The organism is Crossiella cryophila (assembly GCF_014204915.1).
GTDB lineage: Bacteria > Actinomycetota > Actinomycetes > Mycobacteriales > Pseudonocardiaceae > Crossiella > Crossiella cryophila.
On sequence record NZ_JACHMH010000001.1, the window covers coordinates 4,651,228 to 4,666,898 of the forward strand.

The 15,671-nt window shown below is 71.3% G+C and carries 14 protein-coding genes; 5 read left to right on the top strand and 9 right to left on the bottom strand.

Annotated features, from left to right (window positions below):
* Positions 1-5 precede the first annotated feature (5 nt).
* Both HNR67_RS20845 and HNR67_RS20850 read right to left on the bottom strand, forming a co-directional pair.
* On the bottom strand, positions 6-659 hold the full coding sequence (locus HNR67_RS20845; RefSeq protein WP_185010910.1) for a DUF4360 domain-containing protein: 654 nt from the start codon (positions 657-659) through the stop codon (positions 6-8).
* 266 nt (positions 660-925) lie between these two features.
* Positions 926-1,111 carry a hypothetical protein gene (locus HNR67_RS20850; protein ID WP_185003919.1) on the bottom strand — a complete coding sequence of 62 codons (186 nt, stop codon included), beginning with the start codon at positions 1,109-1,111 and terminating at the stop codon, positions 926-928.
* A 76-nt stretch (positions 1,112-1,187) separates the two neighbouring features.
* On the opposite strand from HNR67_RS20850, the gene HNR67_RS20855 reads away from it, so the two are divergent.
* The 3 genes from HNR67_RS20855 (at position 1,188) to HNR67_RS20865 (ending at position 4,237) form a co-directional block, all read left to right on the top strand.
* On the top strand, positions 1,188-1,604 hold the full coding sequence (locus HNR67_RS20855) for an acyl-CoA thioesterase (RefSeq protein WP_185003920.1): 417 nt from the start codon (positions 1,188-1,190) through the stop codon (positions 1,602-1,604).
* A gap of 273 nt (positions 1,605-1,877) precedes the next feature.
* Positions 1,878-3,014, top strand: a complete 1,137-nt coding sequence (locus HNR67_RS20860; protein WP_185003921.1) for a zinc-dependent alcohol dehydrogenase family protein — start codon at positions 1,878-1,880, stop codon at positions 3,012-3,014.
* Positions 3,011-4,237: a cytochrome P450 gene (locus HNR67_RS20865; protein WP_185003922.1), complete on the top strand. Its 1,227-nt coding sequence runs from the start codon at positions 3,011-3,013 to the stop codon at positions 4,235-4,237. Before HNR67_RS20860 ends, HNR67_RS20865 begins: the two co-directional genes overlap by 4 nt.
* On the opposite strand, the gene HNR67_RS20870 is transcribed toward HNR67_RS20865, so the two are convergent.
* The 3 genes from HNR67_RS20870 to HNR67_RS20880 form a co-directional block, all read right to left on the bottom strand.
* Positions 4,234-4,809, bottom strand: coding sequence for a hypothetical protein (locus tag HNR67_RS20870; protein ID WP_185003923.1), 576 nt, complete (start codon positions 4,807-4,809; stop codon positions 4,234-4,236). The two genes, HNR67_RS20865 and HNR67_RS20870, sit on opposite strands and share 4 nt — an antisense overlap.
* Positions 4,810-4,906: 97 nt before the next feature.
* Entirely contained in the window at positions 4,907-5,818 is a 912-nt protein-coding gene (locus tag HNR67_RS20875; RefSeq protein ID WP_185003924.1) for a phytoene/squalene synthase family protein, read from the bottom strand.
* Between the two features lie 110 nt (positions 5,819-5,928).
* A complete protein-coding gene (locus HNR67_RS20880; RefSeq protein ID WP_185003925.1) occupies positions 5,929-6,615 on the bottom strand; it encodes a hypothetical protein in 687 nt (228 codons plus the stop codon).
* A 141-nt stretch (positions 6,616-6,756) separates the two neighbouring features.
* Here HNR67_RS20880 and HNR67_RS20885 point away from each other — a divergent pair, with 141 nt between their 5' ends.
* The gene (locus HNR67_RS20885; RefSeq protein ID WP_221489989.1) at positions 6,757-7,527 is read left to right on the top strand and encodes a siderophore-interacting protein; all 771 of its coding nucleotides are present in this window, start codon (positions 6,757-6,759) and stop codon (positions 7,525-7,527) included.
* Between the two features lie 66 nt (positions 7,528-7,593).
* Positions 7,594-10,035, top strand: coding sequence for a Tex family protein (locus HNR67_RS20890; RefSeq protein WP_185003926.1), 2,442 nt, complete (start codon positions 7,594-7,596; stop codon positions 10,033-10,035).
* 52 nt (positions 10,036-10,087) lie between these two features.
* Here the strand turns inward: HNR67_RS20890 and HNR67_RS20895 are convergent, their stop codons facing one another.
* The 4 genes from HNR67_RS20895 to HNR67_RS20910 form a co-directional block, all read right to left on the bottom strand.
* The gene (locus HNR67_RS20895) at positions 10,088-11,251 is read right to left on the bottom strand and encodes a serine hydrolase domain-containing protein (protein ID WP_185003927.1); all 1,164 of its coding nucleotides are present in this window, start codon (positions 11,249-11,251) and stop codon (positions 10,088-10,090) included.
* 63 nt (positions 11,252-11,314) lie between these two features.
* Positions 11,315-14,485, bottom strand: coding sequence for a BTAD domain-containing putative transcriptional regulator (locus HNR67_RS20900; RefSeq protein ID WP_312987724.1), 3,171 nt, complete (start codon positions 14,483-14,485; stop codon positions 11,315-11,317).
* Positions 14,486-15,109 (bottom strand): GOLPH3/VPS74 family protein, encoded by a 624-nt coding sequence (locus tag HNR67_RS20905; protein ID WP_185003928.1) that lies wholly within the window; start codon positions 15,107-15,109, stop codon positions 14,486-14,488.
* Entirely contained in the window at positions 15,106-15,573 is a 468-nt protein-coding gene (locus HNR67_RS20910) for a MarR family winged helix-turn-helix transcriptional regulator (protein WP_185003929.1), read from the bottom strand. Before HNR67_RS20910 ends, HNR67_RS20905 begins: the two co-directional genes overlap by 4 nt.
* Positions 15,574-15,671 lie beyond the last annotated feature (98 nt).

The following is a 15,671-nucleotide window of genomic DNA, read 5'->3' on the forward strand; positions in this document are numbered from 1 at the left end:
TGTGATCACCACGGCCGCCACGGCTTCGGGCACTTCTGCCAGGCGAAGTGATACGTGGTGTTGATGGCCCCATCGGTGGAGTCCATCGCCATGAAGCTGGTCGTGGTCAAGGGATTCGAGGTGCCCTTGTCCACGCGCAGCTCGGTATTGATGTTGAAGTTGCGTTTTTCGCCGCAGGGGGCGTAGACCAGGGAGGCGATATCGACCTTGTCCGTCGACTGCCAGTTGTCGTCGTACGGCCCGTTGTAGTTGTGGCTGATAAAGGCCGTGGGCGACATTCCCTGGAAGTAGTAGTTGGCGCGCTCGGTGCCCTTGGCGCCGGCCGCGAGGTTGGCGTACCCACGATAGTCCGCCTGCGCGATGGCGTAGGTGAACCCGGAGGGCACGTTGACACGCATGTTCAGTTGGCAGTTCTTGCGCATGTCGGTCGGCTTGGCGCCGACACCCACCTGCGCGAGGTACTCGCTGTAGGTGACGGTGAACGCAGTGTTGTCCTGGGAGACGGCCACTGCGGCCGTGCCGAGCGGGCAGCCCGACCCGTTCACCGTGAGCAGATCGATGGTGATTTTCCCGGTGGGCGGAGGCACGGACTCGTCGGCAAATGCCGCAGGGGTAAACGAAGTGATTAACGCAAATGCCGCGCCGACAGCAGCCATCATACGGAACATAGGGGTCCTTCCCAATGCTACGCTATATGTGGGAGAGCGTCTGGGATAGGCTAGCGTATATGTTTATGGGGATCGGCCGCTAAATGGCTGAACTCCATAGGTGGGATGTTCACCGGTTTTCGGTATAAATTTGGTAAACACTATGCATGTACACGGAAATGCATTTTTCGGGCGCCGTGGAAGGTCAAAGGATTACATCGGTGGCGGTGCAGATACGGTAGCCCCGCCCACCGAGTTCGGCAAGGTTGTTTACTTGATCAGTTGACGGCCTTGCGCTTGTTCAGGCCCATGAGCAGGCAGGCCACCCCGATCACGCCGATCGCGTAGCGCGACCACATCGGCAGGTCGATCAGGTGCATGAGCCCCAGATTGCCGCCCCAGAGCACCGGCGCCAGCGCGCCGCCGAAACCCTGGAAGATCAGCAGGACGCCGAGCACGATCATGACTTCCCCCAAGAAGACGTCGTTCCAATGCGGACGCACGATAACGACTGGCTGGACCGCAGGGCAAACTGGGCGCATGCGCGACGGATACGTGCGGTGGCTGACCATCCCCACCCGATGGGGCGACAACGACGTGTACGGGCACGTGAACAACGTCGTCTACTACGCCTTCATGGACACCGCGATCAACAACTACCTGATCGCCGAGGGCGGCCTGGACATCCACGGCGGCGCGAACATCGGTCTGTGCGTGCAGTCCAGCTGCGAGTTCCGCGCGCCACTGGCCTTCCCGGAGCCGGTGGAGGCCGGGCTGCGAGTGGCGCACCTCGGCCGGTCCAGCGTGCGGTACGAGATCGGCCTGTTCGCCCCCGGCACGGACACACCGGCGGCCGAGGGCACCTTCACCCACGTCTTCGTCAACCGCCACACCCGCCGCCCCGCCGAAATCACCACCCCCCTCCGCCCAGCCCTAGAAAAACTCCTCCGCCCCTAGCCCCCCCGCCCGCGAAGCCCCCGCCCGGCGTGTTGGCCGTTCTTGTACGGCGTGTTGGCCGAAGTGGGACGGTGTCTTGGCCGATCTCGTACGGCACGTTGGCCGTTGCGGTACGGCAGGTCGGTCGTTGTCGTACTGGGCGTCGTTGGTCGGCGACCGGCGTGTTGGCCGTTGTGGGACGGTGTGTTGGCCGGTCTCGTACGGTGTGTTGGCCGGAGTGGGACGCCATGTTGGTCGTTGTCGTACCTGGGCTGGGCGAGGCGGGGAGGGTGCATGAGTGGAGTCGGTCGGGTTCGGGCCGCGGTGTTGCGGGAGATCGGGGCCGCTGGGCCGTACGCGGAATCCCAGCCCCTGCAAGTCGTCGAGCTGGGTCTGGACGGTCCCGGGCCCGGTGAGCTGCTGGTACGCGTCCGCGCCGCCGGGCTCTGCCACTCCGACCTCTCGGTGATCAACGGCTCCCGGCCGCGACCGGTGCCCATGGTGCTCGGGCACGAGGCCGCCGGGGAGATCGTCGAGGTGGGGCCGGAGACCTCCGGGTTCGCGCCGGGCGATCACATCGTGCTGTCCTTCGTGCCCGCCTGCGGTTACTGCCCGCGCTGCCTGGGCGGACGGCCCGCGTTGTGCGAGCCGGGGGCGGTGGCCAATCGGGGTGGCCATCTGCTCAGCGGGGCTCGGCGGTGGCGGGACGCTGGTGGCGAGCAGCCGTTTCACCACCTCGGGGTGTCCGCCTTCGCCGAATACACCGTGGTCTCGGCGCGGTCCGCGGTGCTGGTGCCCAAGGAACTGCCGTTCGAGACCGCCGCGTTGTTCGGGTGTGCGGTGCTGACGGGGGCGGGGGCGGCCATTCACTCGGCGCGGATCGAGCCGGGGGAGCGGGTCGCGGTGTTCGGGCTTGGCGGGGTTGGGCTGGCGGCGGTACTCGGTGCGCTGGTGGCGGGGGCCGGGCAGTTGGTCGCCGTGGATCTGGTGGAGGGCAAGCGGAGCCTCGCCGCCGAGCTGGGGGCCAGTGACACTGTGGTGGGTGGGCCGGACGCGGTCGCCGCGGTGCGGGAGCTGACCGGGGGTGGCGCGGACAAGGTCATCGACACCACCGGCAGCGTGCGGGTCCTCGAACAGGCCTACGCGGCCACCCGCGCCGGGGGCACCACGGTCACCGTCGGCCTGCCGCACCCCGACCACCAGCTCACCCTGCCCGCGCTCAGCCTGGTCGCCGAGGAACGCACCCTGCGCGGCAGCTACCTCGGCTCCAGCGTGCCGGGCCGGGACATCCCGCGCTTCATCGCACTGCACGCCGCCGGGCGCCTGCCGGTGCACCGGCTGCTCAGCCACCGGCTCACCCTGGACGAGATCAACACCGGCTTCGACCGGCTGGCCTGCGGCGAGGCCGTGCGCCAGGTGGTGACCTTGTGATCAGGCACATGCTGGCCATGTGGCGCGATCCCTACCGTGAGCTGCAACGCCTGCACCGGGAGAACGGGCCGGTCACCAAGGTCGGCGCGCCGTTGCGGCTGACCTATCTACTGGGGCCGGAGGCCAACCGGTTCGTCTTCGCCAACTCGGAGATGTTCCGCTGGCGGGAGGCCTTCAAGGTGCTGATCCCGGTCAGCGGGGAGACCGGGCTGATCGTCAGCGACGGGGAACCGCACCGGCGTCGGCGGCGCCTCGTCCAGCCCGCCTTCCACCACCGGCAGGTGCAGGGGCACGCCGAGCTGATGCGGGCCAACGCCGACGCCGAGCTGGACACCTGGCGACCCGGCCAGGTGGTCGACGTCTACCAGGCCTTTCGCACCGTGGTGCGGCGCAGCACCATCCAGGCCCTGTTCGGTCCGCACCTGGCCGCCGACGAACCAGAGTTGGGCAGGCTGCTGCAGATCGGGTTGTCGCTGGTGGAACGCCCGCCGCTGGTCCAGCAGCTCTCGCCGCTGGCCAGGCGGCGCGCGGCCAGGGCGAGGGCCGAGGTGGCCGAGCGGGTACGCGGGGAGATCGCCCGCCGCGGCCGGGACACCGCGGCCGGGGACGTGCTGGCCATGCTGGTCGCGGCCAGGGACGAGGACGGCTCCACGCTGACCGAGACCGAGATCGTGGACCAGGTGATCAGCCTGATCGCGGCCGGGTACGAGACCACCAGCGCCGCCATGGCCTGGGTGATCCTCGAACTGGCCAGGGACCCGGCGGCCTGGGCGCGGGCCAGGACCTCCGCCGACTACCGGGAGTGGGCGGTCACCGAGGCGTTGCGGCTGTACCCGCCCGCGGTGATCAGCGCCCGCAAACCGGTGCGCGCCTTCGACTTCGCCGGTCAGCGGATCAGCGCCGACGGCCTGGTGGTGATCAGCCCGTACGTCACCCACCGGCTGCCCGAGCTGTACCCGGACCCGCTGCGCTTCGACCCGGACCGCTGGGACCCGGACCGCCCCGGCTTCCGCAGGCCGGGGCCGCCCGAGTTCCTGCCCTTCGGCGGTGGCGTGCACCGCTGCATCGGCGCGAGTTTCGCCATGGTGGAGCTGACCGCGTTGCTGGACCGGCTGGTGCAACGCGCCGAACTGGACCCGCCCGCCGGGCCGGTCCGCCCGATCACCCTGACCGCGATGCGGCCCAGGGGCGGGCTGCGGCTGCGGGTCCGGTCAGTGGACTAGCGGCCCCAGGGCTTGTTGCTGAAACCCAGGGTCAGCAACGCGGTGGCGGTGCCGGCGCCCGCCTCGGTGGCGCAGGCCGCGGTGAGGTGTTCCTGCAGTTCCGAGCGGTTGGCCAGGTCGCCGCTGACCCGGTACCCGGCCAGCTCGCCGCCGGACAGCTCCGCCGCCGCGCTCAGCTCGCTGCCGCGCAGGCTCAGTTCGGCGTCCAGCTCGGTGGCCGCGCCGGTGCTGCCGTCGGCGTGCAGCCAGGCCAGCTGCGCGGAGACCTTGGCGTCCAGCTCCCCGCAGTTGCCCCGGCCGCTGCCAGGGGTGGGCACGGTGATCAGCGCGCCGGTGATCCGGCTGCCGGGGGCGAGGTCCTTGCGCTTGTCGGTGCAGCCCGCGGTGGTCGGCGCCACGGTGATCTCGAACTTGGCCGGCCCGGCCATGGTGAGGCCGGTGGACGTGCCGGCCACGGCCGCCGCGGTACAGGTGATGTCGGCGTCGGCCGGGTGCGCCAGGGCCGGTGTGCCCAGGAGCAGCAGGGCGGTTGCGGCGAACAGCGGGATGGATGGAAGTCCAGCATGATCCATGCCTTCGACCCTTGGGGGACCGCTCCGGCCCGGCAACCCCGCACCGGAGCGGTTCACCACGACGTGTGACTGGGCGGCCATCGGCCGCTGTGCGTGACTAGGCGGCCATCGGCCGCGGTGCGGGCAGGTACTCTCGCAGCACCAGCGCGGCTTTGCGCCGGGTGCTGACCCTGGCCCTGGTGTCCAGGACCTCGTGGTCACGGCGTTCGATCTCGTCCAGGATGCCCGAGTACAGCGCGGTGGCCAGCCGGGAGGCCGGTCTGCTGCTCGCCGGCAGGTACTCCACCCCGGCGGAGCCCAGCGCCCACATCTCCCGGGCGCGCGCGATCTGGAAGCGGACCAGTTCGCGCAGGGCCGGGCTGGTGCTGCGCTCACCCAGGTCCGACCGGGGCACGCCGAAGCGCTCCAGGTCCTCCAGCGGCAGGTAGCAGCGGCCGAGGCGGCGGTGGTCCTTGCCGATGTCCCGGATGAAGTTGGTGAGCTGGGCGGCCTTGCTGGTGGCCACCGTGTGCTGCTCGGCCCTCGGGTCCACCGGCTCCATGATCGGCAGGATCAGCCGGGCGATGGAACCGTTGAGCGTCTCCAGGTAGCGGTCCAGGTCGGCGTAGGTGGCGTACTCGGTGATGGTCAGGTCCATCCGCATGCCGGCCAGCAGCGCCTCGATATCAGCCAGGGCTATGCCCCAGGTGCGCATGGTGTGCCCCAGCGCTCGGCCGATCGGGTCGCCGCCCACCCCGGATCGCAGATCGGCCAGCAGCCGGGAACTCCAGGTCTCGAACTCCTCGGCCCGATGTCGGGGATCGCCGCTGTCCACGATCTGGTCGGCGTAGCGGGCCAGGCCGTATATCGCGCACATGTGCGGGCGCTTGCGTGGTGGCAGCAGCAGGTTCGCCGCCCAGAACGACCGGCCGTCCATGGTGATCAGCAACCGGCGGCAGAACTCGTAGGACTCGCGCAGGACCTTGTTCTCGACCCCGGCCGCGTCCAGGGCCCGACTGTCCAGGTACACCGTTCGTCACCACCTTGCGTGAGGAGGGAAACGAAGATCAGCTACCTCCGACAGTAGAACGCCCGCGCGCCCCGGGTACGGGCTCGCGGGCGATGTTCACTGGATTGTGCCTAGGCGTGCGTCCTGGGGTACCTGCCGTGCCACCGCTTGGGCTGGATCTCCTGCACCGCCTGCTCGATCCGCTTGGGCAGCCGGGTGAACGGCGGGAACGGGAACCGGTACCGGGTGCCCGGCATGCCCGGCATGGGCGGTTCCTCCTCCACCCGCCACCGGTCCAGTGCCGGGTTGCGGGCCGGGAAGGACGGGTCGGCCGGGAAGAACTCCAGGGCCTCGCGTTGTTCCGGGTGCACCAGGCTGGCGTGGTTGAACCAGGGCAGGGTGCCCACGCCGATGGCGCCGATCTCCGACCAGGGGATCCGGTGCACCGAGCCGTCGCTGCGCCAGGACAGCGCGTCGCCGGTGGCGATCACGCCCCGGCCGCGCAGGGTGCCGCGGATGCTGAACACGCTCCAGATGAACAGCGCGGCGAAGATCAGCTGGGCCAGCCAGGTGGTGCCCTTGGCGTCGCCGTTGGCGATCACCGCCGCGCAGGCCACGGTGGCCAGTCCGAACACCGCGCCCGCCAGCAGCAGCCAGCGGGCGCTGGCCGCGCCGAAGTCCAGGTCGTAGGCCAGCGGGTTGGCCACCTTGGGTGCGGCCATCTGCCGGGTCGCTGACCGCTTGGTCGGATCGGTCAGCACGGGATTCACCTGGGTGGGGGGTGCTTCCCGTTCCCATCCGCCACGTCGCCACTGCATGTCGCCGAATTCTACCGACAGTTCTGACGCTGTCCCCGCACAGGTGATCTTGGTAAGGTTAGGCTAAGCAATCCAAGTGGGGGTTCTGTGAGCACTGAAGCCCTGGGGCGTTCCGCGGTTCGCCCGTACACCATCTTCCAGGTGGTGGTACGCCGTGTCGTCCAGCTCTCGCCCAGTGTCCGGCTGATCACCTTCGGCGGAGCGGACCTGGCCGGCTTCGCCAGTGGCGGCAACGACCAGCGGTGCAAGGTCTTCTTCCCCCGCCCCGAGCGCACCGACTTCCAGCTGCCCACCGGCGGCGACTGGTACGAGGAGTACCTCAACCTCGACCCCTCGGTCCGGCCACCCATGCGCTCCTACACGATCCGGCGCCACGACCCCGAGCGCGCCGAGATCGACATCGAGTTCGTGCTGCACGGCGACACCGGCCCCGCCTCGGCCTGGGCCCTGCGCGCCGCCGTCGGCGACCACGCCGCCGTCTGCGGGCCGGACGCGCGGCACTTCCCGGTGCTGGGCAACGAATTCCACCCGCCGGCCGACACCGGCTACCGGCTGCTCGCCGGCGATGAGACCGCACTGCCCGCGATGATGTCCATTGTGGACGCACTCGGACCCGGTGAACGCGCCGTGGTCTTCGCCGAGGTGCCCGACCCCGGCGACGTGCGTCCGCTGAACACCCTCGGCGACGTCGACATCACCTGGTTGCCGCGTGAAGCAGGTGCCGGGGTGGGTGCGGCGCTGCTGGCCGCGGTGGCCGCCGCCGAGTTGCCCGACGGCCTGCCGTACGCCTGGATCGCCGGGGAATCCACGCTGGTCAAGCAGTTGCGGCGGCACCTGGTCAACGGCCGTGGCCTCGACAAGCGACGGATCTACTTCTCCGGCTACTGGCGGCACGGCGGCGTGCTGGACTGAGCCCCGCCGGGCACGTCACGGGGGGTAGTTGTGCCGCCCGGATCCGTCGTCAGGCAGGCTGTCCCTGTGACCACCTCGATTCATCAGCGGATCGCCGAGGAAATCGGTGTGCGGGAAGGGCAGGTGCGATCGGCGGTCGAGCTGCTCGACGGCGGATCCACCGTGCCGTTCATCGCCCGGTACCGCAAGGAAGCGACCGGCATGCTCGACGACACGCAGCTGCGCACGCTCGAAGAGCGCCTGCGCTACCTGCGCGAGCTGGAGGAACGGCGCGCGGCCGTACTCGAATCCGTGCGCAGTCAGGGCAAACTCGACGAGGCGCTGGAAGCCCAGATCCTCGCCGCGGACTCCAAGGCCCGGCTGGAGGACATCTACCTCCCGTACAAGCCCAAGCGCCGCACCAAGGCCATGATCGCCCGCGAGGCCGGGCTGGAACCCCTCGCCGACGGCCTGCTGGACAACCCGGAGACCGACCCCAAGGCCGCCGCCGCGGTCTTCGTCGACGCCGACAAGGGCGTGGCCGACGTGCAGGCCGCCCTGGACGGCGCCCGCTCCATCCTGGTCGAGCGCTTCGGCGAGGACGCCGACCTGATCGGCTCGCTGCGCGAGGACATGTGGGGCCGTGGCCGGGTGCTGGCCAAGGTGCGCGAGGGCAAGGAGACCGACGGCGCCAAGTTCGCCGACTACTTCGACTTCGCCGAGCCGTTCACCAAGCTGCCCTCGCACCGCATCCTGGCCATGTTCCGCGGCGAGAAGGAAGAGGTCCTCGACCTCACCCTGGAGCCGGAGGAACTCGCCGAGGACGCCCCCACCGGGCCGAGCCGGTTCGAGATCGCCATCGCCGCCCGCTTCGGTGTGGAGGACAAGGGCCGGGCCGCGGACAAGTGGCTCACCGACACCGTGCGCTGGGCCTGGCGCACCAAGATCCTGGTGCACCTGGGCATCGACCTGCGGATGCGGCTGCGCCAGGCCGCCGAGGACGAGGCCGTCCGGGTCTTCGCGGCCAACCTGCGCGACCTGCTGCTCGCCGCGCCAGCCGGCACCCGCGCCACCATGGGCCTGGACCCCGGCTTCCGCACCGGTGTCAAGGTCGCGGTGGTCGACGCCACCGGCAAGGTGGTCGAACACGCCACCATCTACCCGCACGTGCCGCAGCAGCGCTGGGACGAGTCCCTGGCCGTGCTGGCCCGGCTCGCGGACAAGCACAAGGTCGAGCTGATCGCCATCGGCAACGGCACCGCCTCCCGGGAGACCGACAAGCTCGCCGGGGACCTGATCAAGCAGTTCCCGCAGCTCAAGCTCACCAAGACCACCGTGTCCGAGGCGGGCGCGTCGGTGTACTCGGCCTCGGCCTACGCCTCGGCGGAGCTGCCCGAGCTGGACGTGTCCATCCGCGGCGCGGTCTCCATCGCCCGCCGCCTGCAGGACCCGCTGGCCGAGCTGGTCAAGATCGACCCGAAGTCCATCGGCGTCGGCCAGTACCAGCACGACCTGTCCGAGGTGAAGCTGTCCCGCTCGCTGGACGCGGTGGTCGAGGACTGTGTGAACGCCGTCGGCGTCGACGTCAACACCGCCTCCGCCCCGCTGCTGACCAGGGTCTCCGGCATCGGCGAGGGCCTGGCCGAGAACATCGTGCTGCACCGGGACGAGAACGGGCCGTTCAACTCCCGCGGCCAGCTCAAGAAGGTCGCCCGCCTGGGCCCCAAGGCCTTCGAGCAGTGCGCGGGCTTCCTGCGCATCCCGGATGGTGACGACCCCCTGGACGCCTCCAGCGTGCACCCCGAGTCCTACCCGGTGGTGCGCAAGATCGCCGGCGCGGCCAAGCTGGAGCTGAAGGAACTGCTCGGCAACACCCGGGTGCTGACCTCCTTGCAGCCCAAGGACTTCGTCGACGACACCGTCGGCCTGCCCACCGTCACCGACATCCTGAGGGAACTGGACAAGCCCGGCCGCGACCCGCGACCGGCCTTCCAGACCGCGGTGTTCAAGGAGGGCGTGGAGAAGCTCGGCGACCTCCAGCCCGGCATGATCCTGGAGGGCCAGGTCACCAACGTGGCCGCGTTCGGCGCCTTCGTCGACGTCGGTGTGCACCAGGACGGCCTGGTGCACGTCTCGGCCATGTCGAACACCTTCGTCAAGGACCCGCGCGACGTGGTCAAGTCCGGCGACATCGTCCGGGTCAAGGTCCTGGAGGTCGACGCGGCCCGCAAGCGCATCTCGCTCACCCTGCGGCTGGAGGACGAGCCGGAGAAGGGCGGCGGCGGCAACCCGCGCGAGGCCGGTGGCCAGCGCGGCGGCGGCCGTCCGCAGGGTGGCGGAAACCGTGGCGGCGGTGGCGGCGGTCAGCGTGGCGGCTCCGGTGGCGGTCAGCGCCAGGGCGGCTCCGGCGGCGGCAACCGGCGCGACGGCGGTGGCTCCAGCGGTTCCGGTGGCTCCGGCGGCGGTATGGGCGGCGCGATGGCCGACGCCCTGCGCCGCGCGGGCCTGGACAAGAAACTCGGCCGCTAGCAACGACAAACGGCCGGGCTCCCCCCTCGGGAGCCCGGCCGTTCTCCTTTCCTCAGCCCTGCAACGCGAAGCCCGAGGCGCCGAACTCCGCCTCGATGATCTTGTCCAGGATCGGGAAGGGCGCCCAGTCGTTGTTGGTGTGCATGGCGATCGTGTGCCTGCCGTCCGGCGTGCCCAGCACCAGGGTGCAGGTGCCGAAGCTCTGCCCGCCGCTGCCGCGCAGCTTCAGGCCGTTGGACAGGGTCAGCTCGTACAGGCCGAGGCCGTAGCCGGTGTTGGCGATCCAGTGCGAACCCGCGGTGGGGATCGTGGTCCACATCGCCCGGTGCTGCCGCTCGGGCAGCAGACCGCCGGTGATCATGGCGTGGAAGAACGTGGTCAGATCGTCCAATGTAGACACCACGTTGGCCGCGCCCCAGCCCCAGGAGGTGTTGGCCTCGGTGACATCCAGCGGCGGCAGGCCGGCATCCTCCATCAGCTCACCCCAGTTGTCCGGCCGCACGTCCTCCGGCCGCACCCCCTCGCGGAGGAAGATCTTCGCGTAGGCCCTGGGGTGCCTGCCCCGGTACCCGGTCTCCTCGCGGTGCCGGGTGAAGGTGTGCCGCAGCCCCAGCGGTGCGATCACGGTGCGGTCCACTTCGGACTCGAAGCTGTTGCCGGTGGCCTTCTCCACGATGGCCGCGGCGAAGGCGAAACCGCCGTTGGAGTACCAGAATCGCTCACCCGGCGCGCCGACCGGCGGCTGGGACAGGGCGACCCGGAGCACCTCCGCGGGCGGCCACACCTCGAAGCGGTGTGCGTCGAAGGCGGAGCGGAACATGGCGCGGCGCTGGATCTCGGTGGCCATGCCGGTGGCGAACAGGCCGCTGGAGTTGTTCAGCAGGTGCCGGATGGTGATCTTGGCGGCGTCGTACTCGCTGCCGTCCATCGAGCCGGGCAGCCAGTCCTGCACGGTGTCCTCGAGGTCCAGCCTGCCCTCGGTTTCCAGTCGCAGCACGGTGGCCGCGGTGAACGCCTTGGAGATGCTGCCGGTGTGCAGCCGCTCGCCCGGCACCCGGGGCGCGCCGGTGACGGTGTCGGCCGATCCGGCGGAGCCGAACCAGGCGCCGTGCTCGTCCTGGATCCGGACGGCGATGCTGGGCGCGCCCAGCTCCCGCACCACGGTGTCCATGGCCGCCCGCACCCCGTCCCGGCCGGGGCTCTCGAACTCAGTCATCTCGTGTCCTCTCACCGTTGGCTTCGCTGGGGCCAACTGTGCGCGGCGGCGGTGACAGGCGGCTTATAGCGCGCTGACAGCCGCTGACGGTCCGAGTAAGGCCAGCTCACGCAGGGCGTCCGGCCTGGGCAGCTTGGCGCCCGCGCGGTAGGCCGCGGCGTAGCCGGACTCGCCGAGCCGGTCGGTGAGGTCGGCGACCAGGTCGCGCAGTTCGGGGTCGCCCTGGTCGAAGGCGCCGCGCAGGACCTGGCTCAGCCCCAGCGCGGTGGCCGCGCCGGGATGGTCGCCTTCCCGGCTGCGCAGCCAGGCGAGGTGCTGGGCGGCCGGGGCCGGGTCGTTGTCGGCCAGGGCCGCGGTGATCACGGTGGGCAGCAGCGCGCGGGCGGCGGTGATCTCGCCGGTGCGCAGCAGCAATGCCATCCGGCCAGGGGCCAGCAGGCCGTCGGGCTGCCCGATGCTCAACTGCCCCACCAGTTCCGCCAGCCGGTCCAGGGCCTGGGCCGACCGCGGGTACTCGCCGGTGCGGCGGTGGATCTCGGCGCGGCCGCGCAGCACCTCGATCTCCATGTAGCCCAGGCCGCGGGTTCTGGTCAGCTGCTCGGCCGCGTCCAGGTCCCCGGCCGCGGCGGTCAGGTCGCCGGTGCGGCCGCGCAGGACGGCCAGGCCGACCCGGTAGGAGACCTCGTCCTGGGAGCCGAGTCCGGCGGTCAGCGCGATGGCCCGTTCCAGTCCGGCCACGGCCGCGGCCTGCTCACCCGCGACGCCGTGCACCTCGGCCAGCGCGGCCAGTGCCACCGCCGTCCACAGCCGGTCCCCGGCCGCGGCGAACTGCTCGGCCGCCCGTGCCCTGGCGGCGGCCAGTCCGGCCCAGTCGCCGCGTTCCCCGGCGATGCCGGCTTCGAGGATGGACACGCAGGCGTTGGCCCAGGGGTCGCCGCCGTCGCGCACCACGGCCATCTCGGCGGCCACCAGGTCGTGCAGGCCGAGTTGCCTGGCCACCGGCAGGGTGGCGGTCAGCAGCAGTGGATAACGCTGGTAGGCCCCGGTGCGCGTGCAGTCGGCGAGCAGGGCGCGCACCCGGTCCGGGTCGATGGTGGGGGAGTGCCGGCCGATCAGCGCGTCGATGGCGGTGTAGGCGGCCCTGGCCGCGGCGGGCAGCGCGTCGCCGAGGGTGAGCGCCTCGGCGAGGAAGGATTCGGTGCGGGCGTCGTAGCGGGCGGCGTACCAGTACCAGTGCAGCAGGCCGAGCAGCCGCGCGGTGGCCTCGCCGTCCCGGCGCTCCAGGGCGCAGCGCAGGGCGAAGACCAGGTTGTCGTACTCGGCGGCGATCCCGGCCAGCACGGCGGGCTGTCCGTGTGAGCGGGCCTGGGGTTCGTACTCGGCGGCCAGCGCGGCGAAGTGGGCGGTGAAACGGTCCCGGATGCTCTCCCGTTCGCCCGCCGCGGTCAGTTCCCCGGCGGCGAAGGCGCGGATGCTGGCCAGCATCCGGTAGCCCTCGGCGTGTTGCTGCAGCAGGGATTTCTCCACCAGCGAGCCGAGCAGGTAGCCGACCTCGCCTGGCACGAGCGCGTCTCCGTCGGCGCAGATCGCCGCCACCGCCTCGGCCTCGGTGTGCGCCGGGAAGATCGACAGTCGCCTGGCCAGGACCCGTTCCGGTTCGGTGAGCAGGTCCCAGCTCCACTCGATCACCGCGCGCAGGGTGCGCTGCCGGGGCTGGGCGGCCCGGTTCCCACTGTCCAGCAAGCGGAATCGGTCGTCGAGGCGCCGGGCGATCTGGCCGATGGTCATCGAGCGCAGCCGGGCCGCGGCCAGTTCCAGGGCCAGTGGCAGGCCGTCCAGGCAGCGCACCACCTCCGCGACCGAGTCCACTGTGGACGGATCGAGGGCGAAGCCGGGCCGGACGGCGGCGGCGCGGTCCAGGAACAGCCGCACCGCGACGGACTCGGCCACGTCGTGGGCATCGGCGTGTTCGGGTGGCACGGGCAGCGGGTCCAGGCGGCACAGTGTCTCGCCGAGGATGTCCAGGGATTCCCGGCTGGTGGCCAGGATCCGCAGCCGGGGCCGGTGTTCCAGGAGGTGCTGGGCGATCCGGGCGACCTCGGCCACCACGTGCTCGCAGTTGTCCAGCACCAGCACGGCCTCGTCGCCACCGAGCAGTTCGGCCACCCGCTCCAGGGGTTCGGTTGGCGCGCCGGTGTGCAGCCCCGGTCCGGTGCTGAGCGTGCCGAGGATGGCGCCCGCCACACCGTCCGGATGGTCCACCCCGGCCAGGGGGACGAGCCACAACCGGCCGCCGCGGTGGGCCCGGTGCGCGGCGGCGGCCTCCGTGGCCAGCCGGGTCTTGCCGACGCCGCCGGGTCCGGTCAGGGTGACCAGCCGGGCCGTGTCCAGCAGCTCGGCCACGAGTTTCAGCTCGTCGGCGCGGCCGAGGAAGGAGGTCAGCCGGGCGGGCAGCCGACCGGGTGCGGGTCCGGTGCGGGCCACCGGCCGGTCGAGTTCGCCGCGTAGCGCGGCCAGGTGGGTCTCGCGCAGTTCGGCGCCGGGGTCGACGCCGAGTTCGTCCGCGAGCCGGGCCCGGATCTCCTCGTGCACAGCGAGGGCCTCGGACTGGCGACCGGCCGCGCACAGCGCCCGCATCCGCAGTGCGGCCAGGCGTTCCCGCAGCGGGTGCTCGGCCAGGGCCGCCTCCAGATCGGCGAGCACCTCGGCCTGCCGTCCCAGCCGCAGTTCGGCGTCGAAGCGGTCTTCCCTGGCCGCCGCGCGCAGTTCGGCCAGCCGTGCCGCGGCGGTCTCGGCGTAGGGGGCCGCGCGCACGTCGGCCAGGGCCTCGCCCTGCCAGAGCGCGAGCGCGTCGGCCAGGGTGGCCGCGGCCAACCCAGCCTCGCCCGCGGCGAGTTCGCGCCTGCCGCGGGCGGCCAGGGCCTCGAACCGGTGCGCGTCCACGGTGTCCGCGTCCAGCGCGAGCCGGTAGCCCACCGGCGAGGACTCCACCAGCCCGGCCACCGGCAGTGCCCGACGCAGCCGGTGCACCAGCGCGTGCAGCGTGTTCGCCGCCCCGGTCAGCGGCTCGGCGCCCCAGATGTCCTCGATCAGCGTGTCCGCGGCGACCGTCCGGCCCGCGGCGAGCGCGAGCCTGCCCAGCAGCATCCGCGGCCGGGCGCCGCCGATGGCCACCGGTGTGCCGTCCGCGGCGACCGCCCGGACCGGTCCCAGCAGCTCGACCCGGAGTGCCACTCAGCCGCTCGAGCTGTTGGCGGCCGCGGCCTTGAGGTCCGAGATCGCCTTGCGCAGGGCGAGTCCTGGCGGTCCGCAGACCGCCAGCAGCTCCTCGATCCGCTGCTTGGCCGCCTTCAGCTCCCGCTTGCTCAGCAGATCCTTCAGCTCCGCGGTGGCGGCCAGCGCGGCCAGCGCCGCGTCCGCGGGCGGCAGCGCACCCGTGCCGGTCACCGCCGCGCGCACCCGCTGCACCGACATCTGCCTGGCCACCGGGTTGTGCACGGTGACGGTGTAGGTGGGGAAGAGTCCCAGGATCCGGCGTGGCCGGACCGAGATCGCACCCGAGCGGGCCAGCGCGTCCTGCACCGCGTTGACCGTGGCGGGGCGCTGCTTGCGGACCCAGGCCGTCCACTTGCGCGGTTTGTCCCGGCTGATCTCGGTGAGCACCCCGTCCAGCAGCTGGTCGCCGGTGGGCTTGCTCGCGCCGGTGGCCACCCAGCCCTCCGCGTCGGCAAGGCAGCCGCGCAGGCTCAGCTCGGTCAGCGCCGCCGCACGCACCACGTACCCCAGCTTGTGCCGCTCCGGCACGCGCTGCTTGTCCGGGTCGCAGGCCAGCAGGAACAGCTGTTCCGCCAGGTTCACGATCGTTCCCCCTTTTCCTCGCGGGCCAGCTCCACCAGCCTGCGAATGACCCGGTCCAGCGCCACCAGGTCCTCGGCGTCGAGCCGGTCCAGCAGACCGCGGAAGTGGGTGGCCCCCGCGTCCTCCAGCCGGGCGATCAACTCTTGTCCCTCTTTCGTGGGTTCGATGCGCCGGATCCGCCGGTCGTTGGGATCCTCACGACGCAACACATACCCGTGTGCCACCAGCCGGTCCACCAGTCCGGTCACGGTGGCGGGGCTGACCTTGAGCGCGTGCGTCAGCTCCTGGCTGGACAGGGGGCCCTGGATGGCGACGACGAGCAGCAACCGCAGCTGCTGCATGGTCAGGTTGACCGAGAACAGCGGGTTGTCGTGGTCGGAGGCGGCCAGCGCGCGCAGCTCCCGCTGGGCGCTCATCAGCGACTCGATCATCTCGGATCGATCCGCCGGCAACTCCTCCGGCAACTCTGCTCCCTGGGCTCCGCATGCAACGTTCGTGTCGCGGGTACCGGACGTTAACAGCCCCACACCACACGAACCTTTCGGGTGAGGCAGACTATTAG